This window comes from Bosea sp. BIWAKO-01, assembly GCF_001748145.1.
GTDB lineage: Bacteria > Pseudomonadota > Alphaproteobacteria > Rhizobiales > Beijerinckiaceae > Allobosea.
Genome location: NZ_BCQA01000001.1, coordinates 4,846,174 through 4,867,594 on the forward strand (window position 1 = coordinate 4,846,174; position 21,421 = coordinate 4,867,594).

Annotated in this window: 17 protein-coding genes; 9 read left to right on the forward strand and 8 right to left on the reverse strand. The window is 65.0% G+C overall.

Translation table 11 applies throughout. The features are described from left to right. Window positions 1-34 precede the first annotated feature (34 nt). Window positions 35-946, reverse strand: coding sequence for an alpha/beta fold hydrolase (locus tag BIWAKO_RS22700; protein WP_141740198.1), 912 nt, complete (start codon window positions 944-946; stop codon window positions 35-37). Window positions 947-1,120: 174 nt separating this feature from the next. Between BIWAKO_RS22700 and BIWAKO_RS22705 the strand changes: the two genes are divergently transcribed. Together BIWAKO_RS22705 and BIWAKO_RS22710 are read left to right on the forward strand one after the other, a co-directional pair. Beyond that, entirely contained in the window at window positions 1,121-1,696 is a 576-nt protein-coding gene (locus tag BIWAKO_RS22705; protein WP_069880583.1) for a CGNR zinc finger domain-containing protein, read from the forward strand. A gap of 174 nt (window positions 1,697-1,870) precedes the next feature. Continuing rightward, window positions 1,871-2,455, forward strand: a complete 585-nt coding sequence (locus BIWAKO_RS22710; RefSeq protein ID WP_244523669.1) for a DUF2155 domain-containing protein — start codon at window positions 1,871-1,873, stop codon at window positions 2,453-2,455. A gap of 14 nt (window positions 2,456-2,469) precedes the next feature. On the opposite strand, the gene aat is transcribed toward BIWAKO_RS22710, so the two are convergent. The 5 genes from aat to BIWAKO_RS22735 all read right to left on the reverse strand — a co-directional run bounded on the left by aat (window position 2,470) and on the right by BIWAKO_RS22735 (window position 6,700). Further along, a complete protein-coding gene (gene aat / locus BIWAKO_RS22715; RefSeq protein WP_069880585.1) occupies window positions 2,470-3,144 on the reverse strand; it encodes a leucyl/phenylalanyl-tRNA--protein transferase in 675 nt (224 codons plus the stop codon). Window positions 3,145-3,312: 168 nt separating this feature from the next. After that, complete coding sequence (gene accC / locus BIWAKO_RS22720) at window positions 3,313-4,674, reverse strand: acetyl-CoA carboxylase biotin carboxylase subunit (protein WP_069880586.1); 1,362 nt, start codon at window positions 4,672-4,674, stop codon at window positions 3,313-3,315. A 29-nt stretch (window positions 4,675-4,703) separates the two neighbouring features. Beyond that, window positions 4,704-5,162: an acetyl-CoA carboxylase biotin carboxyl carrier protein gene (gene accB / locus BIWAKO_RS22725; protein WP_069882705.1), complete on the reverse strand. Its 459-nt coding sequence runs from the start codon at window positions 5,160-5,162 to the stop codon at window positions 4,704-4,706. Window positions 5,163-5,244: 82 nt separating this feature from the next. After that, window positions 5,245-5,703 (reverse strand): type II 3-dehydroquinate dehydratase, encoded by a 459-nt coding sequence (gene aroQ / locus BIWAKO_RS22730; RefSeq protein WP_069880587.1) that lies wholly within the window; start codon window positions 5,701-5,703, stop codon window positions 5,245-5,247. A gap of 124 nt (window positions 5,704-5,827) precedes the next feature. Beyond that, window positions 5,828-6,700, reverse strand: a complete 873-nt coding sequence (locus BIWAKO_RS22735; protein ID WP_244523523.1) for a DsbA family protein — start codon at window positions 6,698-6,700, stop codon at window positions 5,828-5,830. A gap of 293 nt (window positions 6,701-6,993) precedes the next feature. Here BIWAKO_RS22735 and BIWAKO_RS22740 point away from each other — a divergent pair, with 293 nt between their 5' ends. Further along, on the forward strand, window positions 6,994-8,184 hold the full coding sequence (locus tag BIWAKO_RS22740; RefSeq protein ID WP_069880588.1) for a pyridoxal phosphate-dependent aminotransferase: 1,191 nt from the start codon (window positions 6,994-6,996) through the stop codon (window positions 8,182-8,184). 93 nt (window positions 8,185-8,277) lie between these two features. Beyond that, window positions 8,278-10,578, forward strand: coding sequence for a mechanosensitive ion channel family protein (locus BIWAKO_RS22745; protein WP_069880589.1), 2,301 nt, complete (start codon window positions 8,278-8,280; stop codon window positions 10,576-10,578). 4 nt (window positions 10,579-10,582) lie between these two features. Here BIWAKO_RS22745 and BIWAKO_RS22750 read toward each other — a convergent pair whose 3' ends face one another. After that, the gene (locus tag BIWAKO_RS22750; protein ID WP_069880590.1) at window positions 10,583-10,948 is read right to left on the reverse strand and encodes a hypothetical protein; all 366 of its coding nucleotides are present in this window, start codon (window positions 10,946-10,948) and stop codon (window positions 10,583-10,585) included. Window positions 10,949-11,007: 59 nt separating this feature from the next. Then, complete coding sequence (locus tag BIWAKO_RS22755; RefSeq protein ID WP_069880591.1) at window positions 11,008-13,755, reverse strand: Rne/Rng family ribonuclease; 2,748 nt, start codon at window positions 13,753-13,755, stop codon at window positions 11,008-11,010. Window positions 13,756-14,370: 615 nt separating this feature from the next. Between BIWAKO_RS22755 and BIWAKO_RS22760 the strand changes: the two genes are divergently transcribed. From BIWAKO_RS22760 to BIWAKO_RS22780, 5 genes are all read left to right on the forward strand, one after another. Continuing rightward, a complete protein-coding gene (locus BIWAKO_RS22760) occupies window positions 14,371-15,651 on the forward strand; it encodes an N-acetylmuramoyl-L-alanine amidase (protein ID WP_069880592.1) in 1,281 nt (426 codons plus the stop codon). A 203-nt stretch (window positions 15,652-15,854) separates the two neighbouring features. Further along, window positions 15,855-18,305: a penicillin-binding protein 1A gene (locus BIWAKO_RS22765; protein WP_069880593.1), complete on the forward strand. Its 2,451-nt coding sequence runs from the start codon at window positions 15,855-15,857 to the stop codon at window positions 18,303-18,305. A gap of 98 nt (window positions 18,306-18,403) precedes the next feature. Continuing rightward, window positions 18,404-18,916 (forward strand): DUF1697 domain-containing protein, encoded by a 513-nt coding sequence (locus BIWAKO_RS22770; protein ID WP_069880594.1) that lies wholly within the window; start codon window positions 18,404-18,406, stop codon window positions 18,914-18,916. A gap of 120 nt (window positions 18,917-19,036) precedes the next feature. Further along, window positions 19,037-20,165, forward strand: a protein-coding gene (gene prfB, locus BIWAKO_RS22775; RefSeq protein WP_141740199.1) for a peptide chain release factor 2 whose coding sequence is annotated in 2 segments (ribosomal slippage) — window positions 19,037-19,105 and window positions 19,107-20,165 — 1,128 coding nt in all. Because the reading frame shifts where the segments join, the coding sequence is not laid out codon by codon here. A 16-nt stretch (window positions 20,166-20,181) separates the two neighbouring features. Further along, on the forward strand, window positions 20,182-21,297 hold the full coding sequence (locus BIWAKO_RS22780) for an SGNH/GDSL hydrolase family protein (protein WP_210185092.1): 1,116 nt from the start codon (window positions 20,182-20,184) through the stop codon (window positions 21,295-21,297). Window positions 21,298-21,421: the final 124 nt, after the last annotated feature.

Sequence of the window (21,421 nt, forward strand, 5' to 3'; positions counted from 1 at the left end):
GGCCCTTTCGATTCAACGACGTACTCGTTTCGCGTCAGTCGGCTTTCGGCAATCGCTTCATGAAAGCATCGACGCGTCCGGCGATCTCGCCGGAATGGGTCTCGAGCGCGAAATGGCCGGCATCGAACAGATGCACCTCGGCAGCCGGCAACTGCTCCTTCAGATAGTCGACGCCCGCCAGCATGAAGAACGGGTCGTTCTCGCCCCAGACGATCAGTGCGGGGGGCTGGTGCCGGGCGAGATAGGCTTGCCAGGCCGGGTAGGCTGCAAAATTGCTCTGATAGTCGTGCAGGAGCCGCAGCTGGATGTCCTGATTGCCTGGGCGGTCCAACCCGGCCTGATCATGGCGCCAGGCATCCGGCGAGAGACGCTCCAGCCGGTTCACACCATGCGTGTACTGGAACTTCGTACCGTCGACCGTGAGCAGATCGCGGAAGGGCTTTTCGGTCTCGGGTGTCCAATTCCGCCAGAACGGCTCCATGTCCCGGCGCGCCTCCGCGCTCCAGGCGCCCTCATTGGCGACGGCATTCTGAATGATCAGCGCGCGGATGCGCTCCGGATGCTTGAGTGCGAGGCGAAAGCCGATCGGGCCGCCATAGTCCTGGATATAGAGCGCATAGCGGGTGAGGCCGACCTGCTCCGTGAAGCCATCGGCGACCTCGGCGAGCCTGTCGAAGGAATAGGCAAATTCGCTCGGTGAGGGCGCGGAGCTGTGACCGAAACCGGGATAGTCAGGCGCAACGACGCGGTAGCGCTTGGCCAGCAGCGGTAGCAGGTCGCGGAACATGTGCGATGAGGACGGAAAGCCGTGCAACAGCAGGATGGCGGGAGCATCCCGCGGTCCGGCCTCCCGATAGAAAATGTCGAGGCCCTGTACCTTGGCAGTGCCGTAGCGGACCGCGAATGACTGGGAGAGGACGGGGGCAACGGGCTGTGCGGTGGACATGAGTGGGGCTCCGAGAATGAGAAACGTGGCGAGCGCGGCAGAGCTGATGAGGGATCGCATTTGAAGTCTGTAACCTGTCATTGTCTTTCTTAACGGTGTCATTTGACGAGTAACCTGTCAATGACTAAATTACAGGTTACAAACGATGTTCGCTTGCACCAACCGGAGTGGCCGATGTCCGCTATCCCGACCCATGATGATTTCCGGGACGGCTTTCCCTTCATGGGCGGCCGGCCTTGGCTCGATCTGCTCAACACCACGCCGATGACCGAGACTGGACCGCGGGATCTGCTCGGGGAGCCGCAGTCCATGGCAGCGTGGCTCGTCGCGGCTGGGCTAGGTGAGGCGGATGCGCCAGAATCATTTTTTGAGATCAATGGTTTGCGCCAAACCCTTCGCTCGGCCTTTGATCTGTTGCGGCAGGGCAAGCCGCTGCCGGAGGCGTCGATCTCTGCGATCAATCGCCTGCTCGTTCCGGCGACGGAACGCTATAAGTTGCAGAGGGGTGACCAAGGCTACGCGCTGATGGCGGTTTCAGATCGGGGCGTCGGAGCAGCGTCGAGGATCGCACTGGATTTCGCCCGCTTCGTCTGCGACCACGAGCCGGCTCGGCTCAAACACTGCGCCAACCATGACTGCGTAATGGTGTTCTACGATCGGGGGCGGAACAACACGCGGCGCTGGTGCACGATGAGCACCTGCGGCAACCGTGACAAAGTTGCCCGCTTCCGGGCGCGCAAGAGCCAATGACGTGCTGCCGCCGTTGGCCCTACTGTGGCCCGGCTGCCCTTTTTCCGCTGCGATTGCCGTGTTAAGCCGCTGCCCCCGTCTTCTGGCGGGAGGGGAGATTCGTAGCAGAAGATGCGGTCCGTCAGCAGATTGTCGAAGGTCGCGGCCCTGGCCGCTCCAGCTCTCGCGGCCCTGATGGCCGTCCAGCCTGCGAAGGCCGACCGCATCCGCAATCCGACGGCGGTTTTTGCGGGCCTCGACAAGATCACCGGCCGGATCATCTCCTTCGAGGTGGCGATCGACGAGACCGTTCAGTTCGGTGCGCTGCAACTGACGCCCCGCGTTTGCTGGACCCGCCCGCCGACTGAGAACCCGCAGACCACCTCCTTCGTTGAGGTGGACGAGGTGACCTTCTCGAACGAGTACCGGCGCATCTTCACGGGCTGGATGTATGCCGCGAGCCCTGGTCTGCATGGCGTCGAGCACGCGATCTATGATGTCTGGCTGACCGACTGCAAGGGCGGCACCGAGCTCGTGGTCGATCCCAAGGATCCGGAAGCGCCGCCGCCACCGGAAGAGCGCAGACCGCGCACGCCGCCACGCGACGTCAACCAACTGCCGCCGGGCACCCAACTGCCTCCTGGCACCCAGCTTCCCCCCGGACAGCGCATGGATGTGGCTCCGCCGCGTGGTGTGCCGGTTGAGCCGCGTCAGGCGCCGAGCCAGCGCTTCTTCCCGACCAATCCTGTTCCTGGACGTGATCCCGCCGGCAATAACTGAGGCAGGGGCTGGACTCAGATGAGCTCAGCCAGGGCCTCGCGACCGCTGATGTGCTGGCCCTTTGGCCAGCTCCACCATTCCGCGTCATGGGCGATCGCGGCTTCGAGCAGCATGCGATAGGCCTCGCGTGGCACTTCCTGTGTGCCGAACTGGGCAAGGTGGGCGGTCTGGAACTGGGCATCCAGCAGGCGGTAACCGCCGCGCTTCAGCCGGGCCACCAGATGGACGAGCGCGACCTTCGAGGCGTCAGTTGCCCGATGAAACATGCTCTCGCCGAAGAAGGCTGCGCCAAGGGAAAGGCCATAGAGCCCGCCAACCAGCTTTCCATCGCGCCAGCATTCGACGCTGTGGGCGTGCCCGAGCTGGTGAAGTGCGCCAAACAGCGCCCTGATCCGCGTATTGATCCACGTATCGGGCCGGTCCGGGCGCGCTTCGGCGCAGGCCGCGATGACCTGTTCGAAGGCGGTATCAACGCGGATCTCGAACGGGTCAGCGCGGAGCGTACGGGCAAGGCGTGAAGGCAGGTGAAAATTCGCGAGCGGGATCACGCCCCTGACCTCGGGCTCGACCCAGAACAGGTTTGGATCGTCGGCGCTCTCCGCCATCGGGAAGATGCCGGCTGCATAAGCGCGCAGCAGGATCTCCGGCGTGATCACGGGCGAGCGCACTGGCGCTGAACGAGCCTTCATGTGCAGATGGGAGCGTGAGCGCGGCGCCAAGTCAAACGCGAAAGCTGCGCTCTTTCGTCATGGCCGGTCCCGTCGCGACCGTCCCAGTCACTGTTGCGGGGCTTGCGACCGAGACATCGCAGGATGTCATGCCCGCCATTGGGCGGGCATGACAGGCCGTGACCGGCGTTATTGCCCCTCGGGCCCCATGCCGCCCGCGGCCAGGAACTTTTCGAGCCAGTGGATATTGTAGTCGCCGTTCAGGATGTCGGGATTGCGCACGAGCGTGCGGAACAGCGGCAGGGTCGTGTCGACACCGTCGACGACGAACTCGTCGAGCGAGCGGCGCAGGCGCATCAGGCATTCCGCCCGGTTGCGACCATGGACAATCAGCTTGCCGACCAGAGAGTCGTAATGCGGGGGGATCGAGTAGCCCTGGTAGGCCGCGGAATCGACGCGGACGCCAAGCCCGCCCGGCGTATGGAACGAGGCGATCTTGCCCGGCGAGGGGCGGAAATTCGCCGGATGCTCGGCATTGACGCGGCACTCGATGGCGTGCCCCTCGATGATGATGTCACTCTGCTTGAGCGAGAGCGGCGCACCGGCAGCGATGCGAATCTGCTCGTTCACCAGATCGATCCCGGTGATCATCTCGGTGACCGGATGCTCGACCTGGATGCGGGTGTTCATTTCAATGAAATAGAACTCGCCATCCTCGTAGAGGAACTCGATCGTGCCGGCGCCGAGATAGCCGAGATCGGCCATCGCCTTGGCGCAGATCGTGCCGATCCGGTCACGTTCGCCGGCATTGAGCGCGGGCGAGGGGCCTTCTTCCCAGACCTTCTGGTGGCGGCGCTGCAGCGAGCAGTCGCGCTCGCCGAGATGGATGGCATGGCCGCGGCCGTCGCCAAGGATCTGGATCTCGATATGGCGCGGCTTCTCGAGATATTTCTCGATATAGACAGCGTCATCGCCAAAGGCGGCCTTGGCCTCGGTTCGCGCCGTCTGGAGCGCCACGACGAGATCATCCTCGCTGCGCGCCACCTTCATGCCGCGCCCACCGCCGCCGGCCGCTGCCTTGATGATCACGGGAAAGCCGATATCGCGCGCGATGCGCAGGGCTTCCGCATCCTCGCTGACGCCGCCTTCTGAGCCGGGGACGCAGGGAATGCCGAGGCGCTTGGCGGTGCGCTTGGCTTCGATCTTGTCGCCCATCACCCGGATATGTTCCGCCTTGGGGCCGATGAAGGCGATGTTGTGCCGCTCGAGAATCTCGGCGAAACGAGCGTTCTCCGACAGGAAGCCGTAGCCGGGATGGACCGCATCGGCGCCTGTGATCTCACAGGCCGCGATCAGTGCCGGGATGTTGAGATAGCTTTCGCGGGCGCTCGGGGGGCCGATGCAGACGCTCTCGTCGGCGAGGCGCACATGCATGGCATTGGCATCTGCGGTCGAATGGACCGCGACGGTCGCAATGCCGAGCTCCTTGGCCGCGCGCAGGACGCGCAGCGCGATCTCTCCGCGGTTGGCGATCAGGATCTTGTCGAACATCTTCGGCTCGTCCGCGCCCGCTGCCCCGCTCACTCGATCACCAGAAGCGGCTCGCCGTACTCGACCGGCTGCCCGTCCTCGACCATGATCGCCGTGACCTTGCCGGCGCGCGGCGCGACGATGTCGTTGAAGGTCTTCATCGCCTCGACGAGAAGGACGCGCTCACCCGCCTTCACTTCCTGGCCGATCTCGACGAAGGGCTTCGCTTCAGGCGAGGGGCGGCGATAGGCGGTGCCGACCATCGGGGAGGGAACAGTGCCGGGGTGCGCGACGGCCGACTTGACCTCGACCGGCGCGGTCACGACCGGTGCATGGGCCATGGCCGGGGCATGCGCGGCGACGGGCACCTGCACGGTTGCGGAGATGGTGCGGGCCACACGGACGCGCAGATCACCCTTCTCGACCTCGATCTCGGACAGGTCGGTCTCGTTGAGGAGCTGCGCGAGTTCGCGCACCAGTTCGGGATCGATCGGGCTCTTGGTCGCCATGGCGGGTTTCACCGTCTTCGTCGTCTTGGTTGAGAGGATGGTCAGCCGCGAGGCGCCACCCTGCTGGATTGAACCGGCCTGTTCAGGCCGCCGTCTTTGCTGCACGTTTCTGGAGAAGCGGCACGATCGCGTCGAAAGCAAGATCATAGCTCGCGACGCCGAAGCCGCAGATCACGCCGACGCAGACCGGCGCCATATAGGAGTGGTGCCGGAATTCCTCGCGGGCGTGCACGTTGGAGACATGGACCTCGATGGCGAGCGCCTCGGTGCCCTTGATCGCATCGCGCAGCGCGACGGAGGTGTGGGTGTAGGCACCGGCATTGATGATGATGCCGGCTCCCGCCAACCCCGCCTGCTGCACGCGGGTGACCAGCTCGCCTTCGAAATTGGTCTGGCTGAAGGTCAGCTCGACTCCGGCAGCGGCGGCCCTCGCCTTGAGACGTTCCTCGACGCCGGCAAGCGTCACCGAGCCATAGGTTCCGGGCTCGCGGGTGCCGAGGAGGTTCAGATTGGGTCCGTTCAGGACGTGGACGGCGACCATGGCTCGCGTTGATTCCTCAAGCCGCGAAGCTGCGGCGTCGGCGTCGTCTTAACCGGAACGGCGGGACAGGGGAAGCCTGTGACACCGGCCTGCGATGTGAGCCACCACAGGCCGGCCGGTTTCATCAGCCGCTGCAGGTGGCCTTGCCGCATTTGCGGACGGCTTCGATCTTCTCCTTCAGCGCCGCAGCGCCAACGGCGCCGAAGACAACCTCGTCACCGATGATGAAGGCCGGGGTGCCGGTCAGGCCGAGCCGATCGCCGAGTGCGACGGTGGACTCGATCGCGGCGCGGGTTGCAGGCGCGTCCATGTCCTTGCGGGCGCGCTCGACATCGGCGCCGGCTTCCTTGGCGATCTCCAGCGCCTTGGCGCCGTTGATCCGGCCCTTGGTCGCCATCAGCTTGTTGTGGAAATCCCAGTACTTCTGGCCCTGGAGCTGGTTCTTCACGGCGATGGCGACACGGCTCGCCTCGACCGAATCGGGGCCGAGGATCGGGAAATCCTTGATCACGACGCGCAGCTTCGGGTCGTCCTTGGCGAGGGCGCGGACATCGTCGAGCGCCCTTTTGCAGAAGCCGCAATTGTAATCCATGAACTCGATCAGGGTGACGTCACCCTGCGGGTTGGCGGCGATGATCGATGTTGCGGGATCTACGAGGTTCGCCTTTTCGCTGGCGACGGCGCTGCGCTGCGCCTCGGCCTGGGCGACCTGGTTGCGCCGCTCGAGCTCGACGAGCGCTTCCTGGATCAGTTCGGGGTTCTTCAGCAGCGTCTCGCGAATGAGATCGGTGACGGCCTTGCGCTGTTCGGGAGACAGGGGCTGTCCCTGCGCCTGAACCGGGCCGGCAGCCAGCGCTACAGCGAGGCCGAGCCCGCCCAGGACCAGACCCGCGCGCCTGAGTCCGGCGAAGGCCGGGCGGAGCAGGGTGAACAGAGCCATGTCGTCATCCTTTCGGGCTCGCCGGCCCTTGGCCACGGCAAGCGTTGAACCGGTCATCTTGCGCCCCTTCTCCGCTCTCGCGTGGGCAGCGTCAATTCACAGCTTTGCCAGCGGTTGCGGCGGGAGCATGACCTGACCTGCGCGCGGCGTCGCTCGGCACCATTGCGAATGCGATATTCGGCCACTCCTGTCGCCGGGTGGAATACAGGTTCAGGCGCTGACCGACCTCTCGAAGGAGGCGCCGGCCGTAGACCACGCCCACAAACGGCTTCCCACGCTCCCTCCTGATGCTTTAGGGCACTCCTTCATGTGGCGGGCTGGGCTCCGCCGGTTCCCGCTGCGAGATCTGCATGACGACCGATGCTCACCGCCTTGCGACGCCGCCCGCGCTTTCCGCTCGTGCGGCTGAGGTCGCGCCCTTCATCGTCATGGACGTAATGAACCAGGCTGCGGCGATCGAGCGCGCAGGCGGTTCGGTCGTGCATATGGAGGTCGGGCAGCCCTCGGCGCCGACGCCAGCCAGCATCCGCGCGGCAGCTGCGCGCGCACTCGAGCATGGCCGCATCGGCTACACGCAGGCGCTCGGCACCGATTCTCTCAGGGAGCGTATCGCGCGCCACTATCAGGACGCCTATGGCGTCAGCATACCGGCCGAGCGTGTCATCGTGACCACCGGTTCGTCGGGTGGCTTCATTCTCGCATTCCTCGCCTGTTTCCAGCCAGGTGCACGCGTCGCGATCACGGCGCCGGGCTACCCGGCCTATCGCAACATCCTGACGGCGTTGGGGCTGGAGCCGGTCGCGATCGAGGTCGGCCCTGAGACCCGCTACGCGCTGACCCCGGACCTGATTGCGAAAGCTCATGCCGAACGCCCGCTCGCCGGTGTCCTGACCATGAGCCCGGCCAATCCGAGCGGCGTGGTGATGGCACCGGACGCGATCGCCGCAGTCGCCGCTGAATGCCGTCGGCTTGGGCTGTGGTACATTTCCGACGAAATCTATCACGGGTTGACCTATGAGACGCCCGCGACGACGGCGCTAAGCGCCGATCAGGACGCGATCATCGTCAACTCATTCTCGAAATATTACTGCATGACGGGCTGGCGCGTCGGTTGGCTCGTGGTGCCGCAGCGCATGGTACGCACGATCGAGCGGTTGCAGCAGAATTTCTCGATCTCGGTGCCGTATCTCAGCCAGGTGGCGGGCGAGGCGGCCTTCGATGCGACTGCCGAGTGCGAGGCGATCAAGGCAGGCTATGCCGCCAACCGTGCCTATTTGCTGAAGGCCTTGCCTGAAATCGGCCTCGGCGATTTCCTGCCTGTCGACGGGGCCTTCTACATCTATCTCGACATCGGGCGATATTCGAACGACTCCATGGCTTTCTGCCGCGATGTACTCGAACAGGCTCATGTCGCGATCACGCCTGGCCTCGATTTCGACGAGGGGCGTGGCGCACGCACGGTGCGGCTTTCCTTTGCGGGTTCACTGGCCGAATGCGAGGACGCGGTCTCGCGTATGGGTGACTGGCTGAAGCGACGCTGAAACCGGTCCTGCAGGCGGCGCTTGCAAAACGGCCGGCAGCGGAACAACTCTCAGTCTCGTTTGCACGCGTTCAGCGTGGGGGGAGACGACAGCATGGGCGTTCGTGTCGGAGTTTTCGGCCAGGCAGTGCGATCCCGTTTTCTGCCGATCCTGGCGGCGCTAGCGCTGACCCTGCTTGCCGGCAGCCATCCTGCCCAGGCTCAAGCAGCGAATGATCAATCGACGGTTGTCCTGACATTGCGTGGCGATGAAACGCCAGCAGCCCTCAAGCACACGATCGATGCGCTGGAAGCCAGCGGGCGGAAGGTCATATTGAGGATTGCCGGCGAGGGGGCTGCCGCACCCGCGGCCGCGCCACCGGCTCCCGATCCCGTCGCGAAGCCAAGCCCGCCGGCGCCCGCGGCGGGCAAACTGACCCCCAACCAGGCAGCCTCCCGGCTGGAGACGTTCTGGGACGATTTCGTCGCGGGCTTCGACTACGGCAATGATGCCATACCGGCTGCCACCACTCTTCCCGAGGAGTGGAATCGAGCCTGGTCGACCAATCGGAATGGGATCGCGGGTCTGCCGGCTTCCGTGAGGCTTTTCCTCGGCATCACGCTGGCGATTGGGCTGGCGCTCCTGTTCCGCTTTGCGAGCGCAGGATGGTTCGCCAGGCGCATGCGATCGCCTGGGCCCGAATTGACGGAGCGCCTGAAGGCATCGGGCTACGGTCTGCTGCAGGACGTCGCGATGGTTGCCATCGCGCTCGGCACGCTGCGACTCTACGGTCGCCTGGCCCTGCCCGAACTGGACCTGGCATCGCAAACCCTGCGGACGGTCGGCAACGGTCTTGCGATCGGCGCGGGCTACGTGCTGGTCGGTCGATTCCTGCTCGCGCCGGGTGATCCCGAGCGCCGACTGATGCCACTGCCGCGTGCAGAGCATCATTTCCGCCTGCTTATCATCTATGCGCTTTCGGCGGTCTTTGTGGTCACGGGCGTGATTCTTGCCGAACGCGCCGACGCCAACAGGGTCGCTGTGGCCGGTCTGTTCGCGGTCACGGCGATCGCGATCACGCTGTTCAAGCTTTGGTGGTTCTACGACGCACGTCACGATCTGGGGCGACTGGTGCTGAGCAACTCCGAAACGCCAGGGCCGGGGCTGCGCCTTCTGGCCTTGCTGGCGCCCTGGTTCTACATGGCGGTGACGTTGGCTATCTGGATGGTCGGGCGCGCATCGGCGATGATGGTCGACGGAGCACGCTGGGCTGAGACGGCCGGGCTGACTCAGATCATCGTCGTCCTCGCCCCGATCATCGCGATTGGCGTCGGCGGCCTGCTGCGCTGCAGGCGCTTGCGCCGCGCGGCAACCAGGGAGACGACCCCGCATGGCGAGGCGCTGGCGCGCGCGGGCGAAGCAGCCGCGACAGGCATCGTCTGGGCCATCGCCTTCTACCTCCTGGTCAGGCTGTGGGCTGAGTTCGCTTTCGACATGAACTCGCCAGAGTTCCGCACCTTCTCGCGTCAGGGCGCCGGAATCGCAGCCCTTGTCTTCGCTGGCTGGGTGGTGCTGGTTTTCCTCAGGGCGTTCTTCGACGCGTATACGCCACGCCCGGTCGTCAGCGGCCCGGCCGACGAGGATGCTGTCCCGCACGAGGGCCATGTTCCGTCCCGCCTCGCCACGGTGCTGCCGGTGCTGCGCGGGGTCGTGCTCGGCGCTGTCGCGGGCCTCCTCGCGCTCGTCGTCCTTTCACGGCTGGGCGTCGATATCGGCCCGCTTCTGGCCGGTTTCGGCATTCTCGGCCTTGCGATCTCCTTCGGTTCGCAGGCCCTGGTGCGCGACATCGTCTCCGGGTTCTTCTTCATGATCGAGGATGCGTTCCGTGTCGGCGAGTATGTCGATACCGGGCGATTGAAGGGGACTGTCGAGAAAATATCCCTGCGCTCGGTCCAGCTTCGCCATCAGAGCGGGCAGGTGCATACGGTCCCGTTCGGCCAGATCCCCTCGCTGACCAATGCCAGCCGCGACTGGGCGACGGTGAAGTTCAATGTTCGGCTCGACCACTCCGCCGATATCGAGAAGGCCCGCAAGACGATCAAGAAGGTCGGCCTCGCCCTGCTTGAAGACCCGGAATATGCGCCGCACTTCATTGCGCAACTCAAGATGCAGGGCGTCGCGGACATCACCGACAGCGCTGTGGTGATCAGGCTGAAATTTACCGCCAAACCGGCCCATGCCTCGACCTTGCAGCGGGAATGCCTGAAGCGTGTCTATCGGGGGCTGAACGAAGCTGGCGTGCCGTTCGCGTCCAATGCGGTCACGGTCCGTGGCGGCGAGGGCCACGCGCAATCCGGGGCTGCGGCGATCACGGCAGTGCCGCCGCCCACTCCATTGGCGCCGGCGGCGGGCTGACCGCTCAGCGGCCGATCTCGAGGATGAAGAAGAAGCCGAAGCCAATGGCGGTCAGCAGGAGGCCAAGCCCAAGTCCGAGGCGGGCGGCAGAAATCTGGGCGATGAGTTCGGTGCGAAAGCCCGCTCGCTCGGCATCGTGCTCACGGCCATGCTTGTGGAATTGGCTGGCATAGAGATCCGGCGTCATCTGGTGGCCGACGGGCCGGTTTTCCTCGAGCTCGAAGCGAATCGCCACGAAGGCGATGAAGAGGCCGAGCAAGCCGACGCCGAACCAGCCGATCGCCTGCAAAGCCAGCCAGGCAAGACCAAGCAGCGCCGCGACGCAGACGATGACGAGCGCGAGTCGCTCAAAACTTCTCGGCGGCGGCATTGACGGTCACCCCCTTTAATGAAGAAGGCCGCTGCGAGTGATCGCAGCGGCCTGAAGTCTTACTTGCGTCCGGCGAGCTTGTTCCACCAGCCGCCGCGCTTCGGACGGTCCGGATCCGGCGGAGTCAGGACGACCGCGACGGGTTCCTCGACGACACGCGGGGCGGGTTCGGGAGCGGGCTCAGCTTCGGAGGCGATCGGCGTCTCGACCGGAGCAGCCGGAGTTTCGACTGCGGGGGCGGGAGTCTCGGCGGCGACGCCGTCCTCGGTGATCGGCACGACCTTCTTGCGCGCCCGACTACGCTTCGGCTTCTCGGCCGGTGCGGCCTCCGTGGCGACGGTCTCCGCAACGCCCTCGGCTGCCTTCGCTGCTTCGGGGGCCGCCTCTTGCTCGGTTTCGGCCTTGGGCTTGCGCGTGCTGCGGCGGGCGCGGCGCGGCTTGGCTTCCTCGACGGCTTCGGCTGCAACCTCGGCGACAGGCGCTTCAGCCGGCTCGGCTACAGGAGCCGGGGCGGCTTCCGCGACAGCGGGGCTATCGGCGTGCTCGTCGCCATCCTCGTCGCCTTCATCGCCTTCGGCGTCGCTGCCGCCCTCGATCTGCTGGCCGTTCGCATCGCGCTCGCCGCCACGCCGACGCCGCCGACGGCGGCGGCGCTTGCGTCCGCCGTCCCCACGGGCTTCGCCATCGCCGCGTTCCGCAACGGCGTCTGCCTGGGCCGCGTCTTCCTGCACGTCTTCGCTTCCTCCGGCGGCCTCGGCCTCGGCTGCTGCATCGAGCGCATCGTCATCGACATGCTCGATCGCCTCGGCCTTGAACGGGCTCGGAACGACGCGGCCTTCATTGCCGACGAACTCGCCGCGCTCGACCTCGAAATAGCGGGTGCCGAGCAAGGTCGCGTCGGCCGAGACCGTGATCGCGATAGCGAAGCGTGTCTCGAGATCGGTGAGATGCGCGCGCTTCTGGTTGAGGACATAGAGCGCCACTTCCGGCCGCGTCCGGACCGAAAGATTGTGCGAGGCGCTCTTGATCAGGGTTTCCTCCAGCGCGCGCAGGATCTGCAGCGCCACCGAGGAGGTCGAGCGGATCATGCCGGCACCTGCGCAGTGCGGGCAGGGGACCGAGGAGCTCTCGAGCACGCCGGTGCGGATGCGCTGACGCGACATCTCCAGCAGGCCGAAGGCCGAAATCCGGCCGACCTGAATGCGCGCACGGTCGTTCTTGAGGCAGTCCTTGAGCTTCTTCTCGACGGCACGGTTGTTGCGGTTCTCCTCCATGTCGATGAAATCGATCACGATGAGACCGGCAAGATCGCGCAGCCGGAGCTGGCGGGAGATTTCCTCCGCCGCTTCCAGATTGGTCTTGAGAGCCGTGTCCTCGATATTGTGTTCGCGGGTCGAGCGGCCCGAGTTGATGTCGATCGCGACCAGGGCTTCGGTCTGGTTGATGACGATATAGCCACCGGACTTCAGCGTGACGGTGTTCGAGAACATCGCGTCGAGCTGGCTCTCGACACCGAACGAGGCGAAGAGCGGGGTCTGGTCGCGATAGGCTTTCACACTCTTGGCATGGCTCGGCATGAGCATGCGCATGAAGTCCTTGGCCTCCCGATAGGCCTCCTCGCCGGCGACATGAACCTCGTCGATGTCCTTGTTGTAGAGGTCGCGGATCGAGCGCTTGACGAGGTTTCCTTCCTCATAGACGAGCGCCGGCGCGACGGAGCCGAGCGTGAGTTCGCGCACGCTCTCCCACATCCGCATCAGATACTCGTAGTCGCGCTTGATCTCGACCTTGGTGCGCGAGGCGCCGGCCGTGCGCAGGATGATGCCCATCCCTTCCGGCACCTCCAGTTCCTGGGCGATTTCCTTGAGGCGCTTGCGATCCTCGGCATTGGTGATCTTGCGCGAGATGCCGCCGCCCTTGCCGGTGTTCGGCATCAGCACCGAATAGCGCCCGGCGAGCGAGAGATAGGTGGTGAGCGCGGCGCCCTTGTTGCCGCGCTCTTCCTTGACGACCTGGACCAGGATGATCTGGCGACGCTTGATCACCTCCTGGATCTTGTACTGGCGGCGCGAGTGGCGCGGGCGCTCCGGCATATCGTCCAGGGCGTCGCCGCCGCCGAGTTGCTCCGGCTCTTCCTGCGGCTCGTCGTTGCCGTGGTCGTCGCTGTCTTCGCCGTTCTCGTCCTCGTCATTCTCGGACGGACGGCGCGCTTCCTCATTGTCAGCGGAAGCCTCGCCGGCCTCTGCAGAGGCTTCGATCACGGTCTCGAAGGTCAGTGGCGCAGCATTCTCGACGACGGTCTCGTCACTCGATTCTGCGACCGCAGGTGCAAAATACTCGCCGAAGGCGGGCGCGCCTTCGTTGACCATGGCAGCTTCCTTGCCGTCAGTCTCGACGACATCGGCGCTGACGGTCTCGTCGTTGCTCGCCTTCTTGGCGCGTCCGTCGCGGTCACGCCGGCCGCGGTCGCGGCGGCCGCGCTTCTCGCGGCGTTCCTCGTCGCGCTCTTCCTCGCGGTCGGCGCGTGCCTCCTCGGCGAGCAGGGCCTGCCGGTCGGCAACCGGGATCTGGTAGTAATCCGGATGGATTTCGGAGAAGGCGAGGAACCCGTGACGGTTGCCGCCATATTCGACGAATGCGGCCTGGAGCGAAGGTTCGACCCGCGTCACCTTCGCCAGATAGATATTGCCCCGCAGCGGTTTGCGGCTGGCAGATTCGAAATCAAATTCCTCGACGCGCGAGCCGCGCACCACCACGACCCGGGTCTCTTCCGGGTGTGTTGCGTCGATAAGCATCTTGTTGGCCATAAGAGATTTCCATTGGCGCAGCCGCCGACAGGACCCGCCGGGCTGCGGAAGGATATCCGCTGCCGCGGGCAGGGGCGCCGCGCATGAGCCGGCATGAACCGGCATGTTGCAGGAGGGAGTGAGGGATCAGGACGCGATGGCGGATCGGGAAGCCTGCCCGGGCAAAAAGCCCGCCGCAGTCCCGAAGGTATGGACGATGCACCGATGAGCTAAGCGGCGTCGTATGCCCCGACATCTGACCTAACCTGCAGTGCGTGCGTCGAAGACGATTGCACCGCGTTTGCACGCTCGCGAAAGACTGCCATGCGTCGAACCTCATGCCTGACGCCGGCCGTCCGCGGACGATCCGTTGGCGACTGCCCTGCCGCGACAAGTCCTGTAAGGGCCTGTCGCTTCGCCGTGTCCCGGACGCCAACGGATAATCGAATCCGGATGCGCGCTACGGGTGGCTTTGCAATGCAACCACCCCCATTACAGACAGGTGACAGTGATTTGCAAGTCACATCGCTTGGGCAACATCATGGCGGTGGCGCCGGGGCGGTTCTCGCCATCACATTTGCGTGGTAACCGGCTGTTAAGCTTCTGCGTCGCTATGGTTAAGCCTTGGTGACGCCAATGGGATCCATTCGCCTGACGTTCCATTCCCACAGCGCTGGCCTGAACCGGCTGACGGTTTCAGGCGTGGTCCGTCTGATGCTCGGGTCCTGGCTGGTTCTAGCGCCATGCGCGCCGGCAAACGCCAATCCTGTGGTCAGGCCTGCAAGCGAGTTTCCGGTCGCGACCGATGCCAGGATCGAGCAGGTCGGTGAGGTTGTCAGGCTCACCATGGCGCTCTCGCGCCCCGTCGAGATCAGCGCCTCGGTGATGGCCGCGCCCGATCGGGCTGTGATCGACCTGCCTTCGGTCAATTTCCAGGTTCAGCCGAATACGGCGCGCAAGAGCGCCGGCTTCGTCAGCGCCTTCCGTTTCGGGATGTTCACGGCCGATCGCTCCCGCATCATTCTGGATCTCGCTCAGCCAGCCGTCGTCGCGAAGGCCGAGGTCCGCAAGGTGCGAGGCGGATTCGGCGAGCTGGTCGTGGAGTTGAAGCGCGCAAGTCGGGCCGAGTTCCAGGCGGCTTCGGTTCGCCCGGCTCAGCAGTCGCAGGAGGGGCCGGCGTCTCAAGCGCCCAGGCCGCACGGCGAGACGCGCCAGCTCGTAGTGATCGACCCAGGACATGGTGGGATCGATCCCGGTGCCGTGGTGGCCTCGATCGCCGAGAAATCGGTCGTGCTCGCCTTCGGGCTGGCGCTGAAGGAGCAGCTCGAAGCCGGTGGCCGCTATCGGGTGATGATGACGCGCGATGACGATACCTTTGTGCCATTGGGGCAGCGCGTGAAGATCGCGCGCGCGGCCGGAGCTGATCTCTTCATCTCGATCCATGCCGATTCGCTGTCCCAGGCGCAGGATGTGCGCGGCGCAACGATCTATACCGGCTCGGAGCGCGCCACCGACGCCGAATCGGCCCGGCTCGCGGCCAAGGAAAACCAGGCGGATGCCGTCGCAGGCCTTGATGCGGCCGAGGATGTGCAGGACGTCGCGGGCATCCTGATGGATCTCGCCAAGCGGGAAACGCGGACATTCTCTTCGGTCTTCGCGCGAAATCTGGTCGAGAAGCTCGGCGGGTCGGTCAAGCTGCACAAGGTACCCTTGCGTTCCGCAGGATTTCGTGTCCTGACCGCGCCGGATGTTCCCTCCGTGCTGATCGAGCTCGGCTATATGTCGAGCCCCAAGGATGCGGAGTTGCTGAATTCGCCATCCTGGCGAGCGCAGGCAGTCGGGGCGGTCCACAACGCGATCGATGGCTATTTCACCAGTACGCTTTCGGCTGGAAAAGCTGCTGCGAACCAACGTTGAGACCTGTTGATGCGGTTGGCGAAGATTGTGGTCGTTAGGCCACGGTTCCGCCATCTCAGCCGTGTTATAGACCTGATTTGGAAGCGACGAGGACGAGAGCTGGGAGCGAGGCGGCAGCAGCCGTTTCTTGCACGAGATCGGCTCTGTTGCGGGGAACCCGGCGAGACCGGTCACTGCACAGCAATCAGGGGCATGGGCCTTAGATGCGGTTTATTCTGCGACTCTTCGGGTGGCTATTCGCTGCGGGCACGATCGTATTCGTCATCGGTGCGGTCGTGGCCGGCGGGTTCATCTGGCATTATTCGAAGGATCTGCCCGACTCGGCGCAGCTGCGGAACTATGAGCCGCCAGTGATGAGTCGCGTGCATGCCGGTGACGGCAGCCTGATCGCCGAATTCGCCCGCGAGCGCCGCCTCTACCTGCCGATCCAGGCGATTCCCAAGCTGGTCGTCGACGCCTATCTTTCGGCCGAGGACAAGAATTTCTACAAGCATATGGGCGTCGACCCCGAAGGGCTTGTCCGCGCTGCGATCACGAATTTCCGCAACCGCGCGTCCGGTCGCCGGCCGCAGGGCGCCTCGACCATCACCCAACAGGTTGCGAAGAACTTCCTCGTCGGCTCGGAACAGTCGCTGGAGCGCAAGATTCGCGAGGCGCTGATCGCGCTGCGCATCGAGGGGACCTATTCCAAGGACAAGATCCTCGAGCTCTACCTGAACGAGATCTATCTCGGAGCTCCGGCGCCAGGGCAGGGCAGCTATGGCGTTGCGGCTGCCGCGCTGAATTATTTCGGCAAGTCGGTGCATGAGCTGAACCTGCAGGAGGTCGCCTATCTCGCGGCTCTGCCCAAGGCTCCGACCGACCTGCACCCCTTCCGCAACCGCGAACGGGCGATCGAGCGTCGCAACTACGTGCTCGATCGCATGGCCGAGAACGGCGTGGTGAAGCGCGAGGAGGCTGAGGCGGCCAAGAAGCAGCCACTCGGCGTCAACCCGCGTACGGTTTCGCCCAACAACATCGCGGCCGGCTATTTTGCCGAAGAGATTCGCCGCGAGCTGCAGGATCGCTATGGCGAGAAGAAGCTGCTCGAGGGCGGCCTTTCCGTGCGCGCCACCGTCGATCCCAAGATGCAGCTGCTTGCCCGTAAGTCGCTGGTCGACGGACTCGTGCGCTTCGACGAGGCGCGCGGCTGGCGCGGCGCGATCCAAAAGCTCGACATCAGCGCGCGCGACTGGGGCATTGCGCTCGGCGACTTGCCGGTGCTCGGCGACGTGGCGCCCTGGCGCCTTGCCGTCGTGCTCGACGTCAATGGCGACAGCGCGCGACTCGGCCTGCATCCGGGACGCGAGAATTCCGGTCATCTCCGGACCGAGCGCGATACCGTGACGCTGACGGGTGAGGGCATCCGCTGGACCCGGCGCGCCCGCGTCGCCCAGGCCGTCTCGGCCGGCGACGTCGTCTATGTCGAGCCGATGGACAGCAGGCCGGGCCAGGTCCGTCTGCGCCAGATGCCTGAAGTCAACGGCGCCATCACCGTGATGGACCCGTATTCAGGCCGCGTGCTGGCGATGGTCGGCGGCTTCTCGCATGACCAGTCGGAGTTCAACCGTGCGACGCAGGCGCTGCGCCAGCCGGGCTCGTCCTTCAAGCCCTTCGTCTACGCCACTGCGCTCGACAACGGCTATACGCCGTCGAGCATCGTGCTCGACGCGCCGATCGAGGTCGATCAGGGCGGCGGTCTCGGTGTCTGGCGGCCTGAGAACTATGATGGCAAGTCGACCGGGCCGCGCACCCTGCGCTACGGCATCCAGTTCTCCAAGAACCTGATGACCGTGCGCCTCGCCAAGGATGTCGGCATGCCGCTGATCGCGGAATATGCCCGTCGCTTCGGCATCTACGACGACATGCTGCCGGTGCTCTCGATGTCGCTCGGCGCCGGTGAAACCACAGTGATGCGCATGACGGCGGCCTATTCGATGCTGGTCAATGGCGGCAAGCGCATTCGTCCGACCTTGATCGACCGCATCCAGGATCGCTTCGGCGGCACGATCTATCGGCACGACCAGCGCGTCTGCGAAGGCTGCAACGCCGACAAATGGGCGAGCCAGAAGGAACCGCGCCTCATCGACAATCGCGACCAGGTGCTCGATCCGCTGACGGCCTACCAGATGGTTTCTCTCCTCGAAGGCGTGGTGCAGAACGGCACCGCGCAGGTGGTCAAGTCGGTCGGCAAGCCGCTCGCGGGCAAGACCGGCACCACCAACGAGGCCAAGGACGTCTGGTTCGTCGGCTTCTCGCCGGATCTCGCGGTTGGCGTCTATATGGGCTTCGACAAGCCGAAGTCGCTGGGCAACTCGGCGACGGCTGGCCAGTATGCCGCTCCGATCTTCCGCGACTTCATGATGGCTGCGCTGAAGGACAAGCCGGCGACGCCGTTCCGCGTGCCGGCCGGCATCAAGCTGATCCGCGTCGATCCGCGCAGCGGCATGCGCGCCGGTGGCGAAGGCGGCATTCTCGAAGCCTTCAAGCCGGGTACCGCTCCGCCTGACAGCTACTCGGTCATCGGTGCTGCGGGCGAAGGTGGCGGCGCACCGCTCAACGTCTCTCCAGGCGGCGGGCGCAGCGTGGGGTCGGGCACCGGCGGTCTGTACTAGATCCGTTTCGTCGGTGCGGGAGGAAGGGCCACCGGCCCGGTCTCTCGCGCTGGCGTTATGCATGCCGGCCGGCCGAACTCTGTATGCGACGAGACCTCATGACTGCCTATATTGCCTTGCTGCGCGCGGTTAATGTCGGGGGAACGGGAAAACTCCCGATGAGCACTTTGAAGGCGATGTGCGAGGAGGCCGGCTTGCGGCAGGTGCGTACCTATATCGCCAGCGGCAATGTGGTGTTCACGAGCGATGCGGACGAAGCGCAGATCAAGCGTGTGCTCGAAGAGAAACTCCGGACCCATGCGGGAAAGCCGGTCGATGTGCTGGTCAGATCTGCCGCTGAGATGTCCGGGGTGCTGGCGCGCAATCCCTTTGCGGACAAGCCGGGCAACCGCACGGTGGCGATCTTCGTCGACGAGCCGCTTCCTGCTGACGCTCTGGATAATGCCCGCAGTATCAACGGCGAGCTGATGCATCTCGCCCAGCGTGAGGTTTATGTCTTCTATGGCGACGGGATGGCGGATTCGCGCTTGCGCATCCCGGCTTGCCACGCTGGCACGGCGCGCAACATGAACACGGTGGCGAAACTGGTGCAGATGTCGGCATCTCTCTGAACGCTTCGCGGACGCGGGAAAGCACTCTGCGCCGTTTACACCCGCGCCTTTCGCCCCTATCTGAACAGCTCCGTCCGGCATGCCGGTTCGACTCCCATCAAGGAAAGCTCCGCCCGCATCATGCGTCCTGAAGTTCAGACCCAACTTGAAAACGCCAAGCAGTCGATCGGACTGCTGAGGAGGCATCTTTGACTGGGATGTCGCACAACGACGTCTCGCGGAGCTGAACGCGCTTTCCGAAGGCCCCACCTTCTGGGACGATGCCGAGCAGGCACAAAAGCTGATGCGCGAGCGGACCTCGCTCGAGGATCAGATCAACGGCATCCTGAAGCTCGAGCGTGATCTCGACGATGCTCTGACGCTGATCGAGCTGGGCGAGATGGAGAGTGATGCCGCCTCCATCACGGAAGGCGAAGTCGCGATCAAGGCTGTCGAGCAGGAAGCGGCGCGCCGGCAGGTCGAGACCCTGCTCTCCGGCGAGGCCGACATGCTCGACACCTATGTCGAAATCCATCCTGGCGCCGGCGGCACCGAAAGCCAGGACTGGGCCGAGATGCTGCTGCGCATGTACCGGCGCTGGGGCGAGCGGCGGAAGTTCAAGGTCGAGATGCTCGACTATCAGGATGGCGATCAGGCCGGCATCAAGTCGGCGACGCTGCAGTTCAAGGGCCACAATGCCTATGGCTGGCTGAAGACCGAATCGGGCGTGCACCGGCTCGTGCGCATCTCGCCATTCGATTCGAACGCCCGCCGGCAGACCAGCTTCGCATCCGTCTGGGTCTACCCCGTCGTCGACGACCGGATCGTCATCGACGTCAAGGAATCGGATTGCCGGATCGACACCTACCGCGCCCAAGGCGCTGGCGGGCAGCACATCAACACGACCGATTCGGCGGTGCGCATCACGCATATCCCGACGGGGATCGCGGTCACCTGCCAGCAGGAGCGTTCACAGCACAAGAACCGCGCCAAGGCGTGGGACATGCTGCGCGCCCGCCTCTACGAGGTCGAGCTGAAGAAGCGCGAGGAAAAGGCGAATGCCGAGGCGGCCTCCAAGACCGATATCGGCTGGGGTCACCAGATTCGCTCCTATGTGCTGCAGCCCTATCAGCTGGTGAAGGACCTGCGCACCGGAGTGAGCTCGACGGCGCCGTCGGACGTGCTCGACGGTGATCTTGACCCGTTCATGGAAGCGTCGCTCGCGCAGCGTGTCTATGGCACCGAGGTCGAAGTCGAGGATATCGACTAGAGCAATGAGCGGGAGCATGACGGTGGAGAAGCCTCGCTCCCGGCTGCGCAACGGCCTGATCAACCTTGGCGTGTCGCTGGCCAGCCTGCTGTTGTTTCTCGCGTTCTGCGAGCTTGTTCTGTTTCGCTTCGTGCTGCCGGGTAGCGACGTGCCGCGCAACGACTTCGTCAACGAGCTCGTGCGTTATGCTCCGAACCAGAGTGGCGTCTGGCGCGTGCGCGATGAGATTGCGGCGCCGTTTTCGATCAACGCCAAGGGCTGGAATTCGCTTCTGCCGGATTATCCGACAGAGCGTGTTCCCGGGCGTCGTCGAATTGCGCTGGTCGGAGACAGCTTCGTCGAGGCTCTGCAGGTCCCGGTCGGGCGCAGCTTTGCCGACGTGATTCAGGGGGGGCTCGCGAGTGCAGGCCCCGTCGAGGTCTACCGCTACGGCATCGCCGGCGCGCCCTTCAGCCAGTACCTCCAGATGATCGACCGTGAGGTGCTGGCGGCGAGGCCGGACCAGATCGTCGTGCTGCTGATCCATAACGACTTCGACGAGAGCTTCGTCTTCACACCGGGCCGCTATACGTCGAGCTTCCTGAAGCTGCGCGTCGAGGGCGGCAAGGTTCAGGGCGAGATCGCGCCCGAGCCCTGGCGTCCCCGGGCCGTAGAATGGCTCAGGCGGACCGCCACGGCCCGCTATTTCCTCTATCGCTGGCAGGTGCGTCCGCAAGCTCTGCTGGATGCGTTCCTCGGGCCGGCCCAGGCCGAGGACACGCGCTTTGCGGCGAATATCGATGTTGCTTCGGTGCTCAGTCACGAGGCCGATATCCGCGCCGCGACGGATTACATGATGGTCCGCCTGGCGGCGCAGGCCCGCAGCATCGGAGCCAAATTGCTGGTGGCCATGGATGGGGATCGCAGCGCGATCTATGCCGGCCGCCCCGACAGCCCGGCGTTGAAGCTCAACCGTATCGCCGCCGAGGCAGCGTCACGGGCGGGGATCGCCTTCCTCGACCTGCACCCCGTCTTCGCCGAGGACTGGGCCCGCAACCAGCGGCGGTTCGAGTTCGCGGCGGATGCCCACTGGAACGAGAATGGCCACGCCGTCGCCGGCCGGGCAATCCAGGGTGCCCTTGCCACGCCGTGAGCAGCCCTGAGGGCCATGGGCCAGACGGCGTGTACGCGCTGGCACGAGGCTGGCGACTTAAGTTCGGATGCCGAACCGCGAATCATCTGGCGACCGGAAAGCCAATGGCTGACGCTCAGCGCAA